Genomic DNA, 2,806 nt, shown 5'->3' with positions numbered 1-2,806 from the left:
TGTAACCGCGAAATTCCTGGATAGTGACCTGATCGTAAAATCTTCCCGGAAACAACTTGTCAGAGGAGTAGATTTCCATATCCGCCACCGGAGGCTGTGCCGAACCGGGTTCGCTCAGCTTAAAAGGCACACCAGCAGGTTGCAGGATATAGCCTGTGCCAAGGCTAACTTTATCTGCTGTAACAATTTCAATATTTTTTACCATGCTCTCGGGCGGAAGCAGAATACGGGCCTGTGCGACCGGTAGAAGCGGTGCTCCGGGCTGGCCGGATAAAGTCGTGCCGTCGATTGTCACACGCACTGCTCCTGCTTTGCCGATATTCGTGCTGACGATATCGGGATATCCGAAATCATAACTTATAGAGATCTCCTCAGAAGCCAGCGGTGATGTTGTTATTAAAAGCAATAAAAACATGATTTGTGCTGTTAAGGTCAGATAACGAGTGGATTTTTTAGAAAGCTGTCGCCTGGATGTCATCCTGAATATCCTTTCGCTCAAAGCCCGTTAAGGGTGAAGTATTTACTGAAATATAAGCCACACTAAAATTGTGTCAACATTATATATACGACGATTATTATCTAACTTCGAGAGAAATTGCCAGATTCACCCCTAATACCCCATCAGTCTGTGAGTTAAGACAGTGTATAATCATATGGAATTGGACATAAGTACTATAAATACAAGTATATCTGTCGATAACTAAATACAGCCCCCCGCCGCGTTGAAGCGAAGAAAAAAAACAGAAGAGGCCGGTTTATATATGAACAGGCGATTTTTAAAAGCCGGAGCATATGCTGTCGCAGGCGGATTAGCATCGGCAATCATTTTCATAATAGCTCTAAACTTCGTACTTGATTTCGAATACGATACAGGTATGCTAATAACGGTGTCCCTGTTTTGTGCCCTTTCAACTGGTCTTAGCAGTTTTCTCGCGTCACATTCAAGCCCGGATAAAAGGATCCGTTTCGATGATTCCGATGCTGTTATTGGAGCTATCCGGGGGCAACAGGCATTCATGGAAAATATGCCCGATGTCTTTTTTACTTACAATGATAATGGCGAAATCATCTATGTCAGCCCGGGGGCAAAAAACTACGGCTACACTGTTGATGAAATAATCGGCAGTAGGCTGGAAGATCATATCCATCCTGATGATGTCTTTAAGGCCAAAAAACAATTGATGGACAAGATAAGTAAGGCTGAAGATTACCCGATTGAATTCAGGGTAAAAAAGAAAGACGGCAGCTATGTTTACGTCGAAGAGACCGGGAGGCTGGTGAGTCTCGATGGCGATTCTGACCATTACACTGGGGTAATCCGCGATATTTCCGAGCGTAAACGCACCGAGGAAATCCTTCTCAGCCGTGAGAGACTTTTAAGATCGAGCTTCGATGCTATCCAGGATGGTATAATTGTGCTCGACAAACAACTCAACTGCCTGCGAGTAAACAAGACAATCGAAAAGTGGTTCGAAAATTGCCGGCCAATTCTTGGCAGGAAGTGTTACAAAGTCTTTTTCGGTTATGACGAGCCCTGTCCCGACTGTCACACTGCAAAGGCTATTGAGACAAAAAGCATGCAGTCTTATGTCAAAAGTTACAGCCGAGACCATAACTCAATGCGCTATTTCGAAATATTCAGCTATCCGATTACCGATGATGACGGGCAGGTGATTGGCGCGGTTGAATACGCGCGCGACATTACACGCAGGGTAGAGGCAGAAAACGATCTGACCGCAAGCCACGAGAAATACCGTTCGCTTGTGGAAAATTTGTATGAAGGTATCTGGAAAATCGATATGCAGGCAATAACTGCTTATACAAACAAACGCATGTCTGAAATCCTGGGCTACTCAGTCGATGAGATGCGGGGGAAATCCCTGTTCTATTTCATGGATGAGGAGATGAAAGTAGTCTGCAGGGATATGCTCCAGAGACGCAATTCAGGTGTGCGCGAAAGCCATGAATTCCGTTTCCAGCATAAAGACGGCCACCCGGTATCCGTGCTCATGAATGCCTCACCTACATTCGATAAAAAGGGCGAAGTAGATGGCGCAATCGCTTCTGTAATGGATATCTCACAGGTCAAGTCTGTAATGCGAGCTCTCGAGGAATCCGAGAAACGTTACCAGGAAATGTTCAACTCGGTTCTGGAAGGTATCGGAATTGTGGATGAAAACGAAACAATCGAATACTGTAATCCCGCCTTTGCGCGTCTGCTTGAATGCAAATCACCGGATAAACTTGTCGGAAGAAACCTGCTGGAATTTGTACCGGAAGATAATCATTCCCGGATACTCCAACAGACAGTACAGCGCCAGCAGGGACGCAGTTCCCGCTATGAAGTCGATTTGGTAACTCTGAATGGAAACAGGATTACAACATTAGTCGCGATTTCTCCCCGCTACAATGACAAAAATAAATATATCGGAGCTTTTGGCGCAGTTATGGATATAACCGAACGCAAGCAGTTGGAGGAGATCGCGGCCAGGGCGGAAAGGCTCGAAACCGCCGGAAGAATCGCCGGCCAGGTCGCTCACGACTTCAACAACCTCCTGGGACCATTGACAGCTTACCCGGAACTCATCAAGCAGGAAATCAAGAGTGACAACCCGATCTACTCATATTTGGAAGACATGGAAATAGCTGCGGCACAGATGGCTGAAATCAACCAGCAACTCCTGACACTGGGGCGACGTGGGCACTACAATCAGGAACCGGTAAATATCAACCTGATCGTTAAGCATGTGCTTGACCAGGTCTATGATAAGCCGGATAAGCTTAAAATCGAAACTGATCTGCAGGA

The 2,806-nt window shown here is 45.9% G+C and carries 2 protein-coding genes; one reads left to right on the top strand and one right to left on the bottom strand.

The annotated features are described in order from the left end of the window. A partial coding sequence (locus tag GF404_07180) for a hypothetical protein (protein ID MBD3381962.1) occupies positions 1-478 on the bottom strand: 478 nt, incomplete at its 3' end. Positions 479-761: 283 nt separating this feature from the next. Between GF404_07180 and GF404_07175 the strand changes: the two genes are divergently transcribed. Beyond that, on the top strand, positions 762-2,806 hold a 2,045-nt coding region (locus tag GF404_07175), incomplete at its 3' end, for a PAS domain S-box protein (GenBank protein ID MBD3381961.1).

It is taken from the genome of Candidatus Zixiibacteriota bacterium, assembly GCA_014728145.1.
GTDB lineage: Bacteria > Zixibacteria > MSB-5A5 > JAABVY01 > JAABVY01 > WJMC01.
Note: the sequence above shows the minus strand (reverse complement) of the source record. Positions and strands in the feature narration are given on the sequence as shown.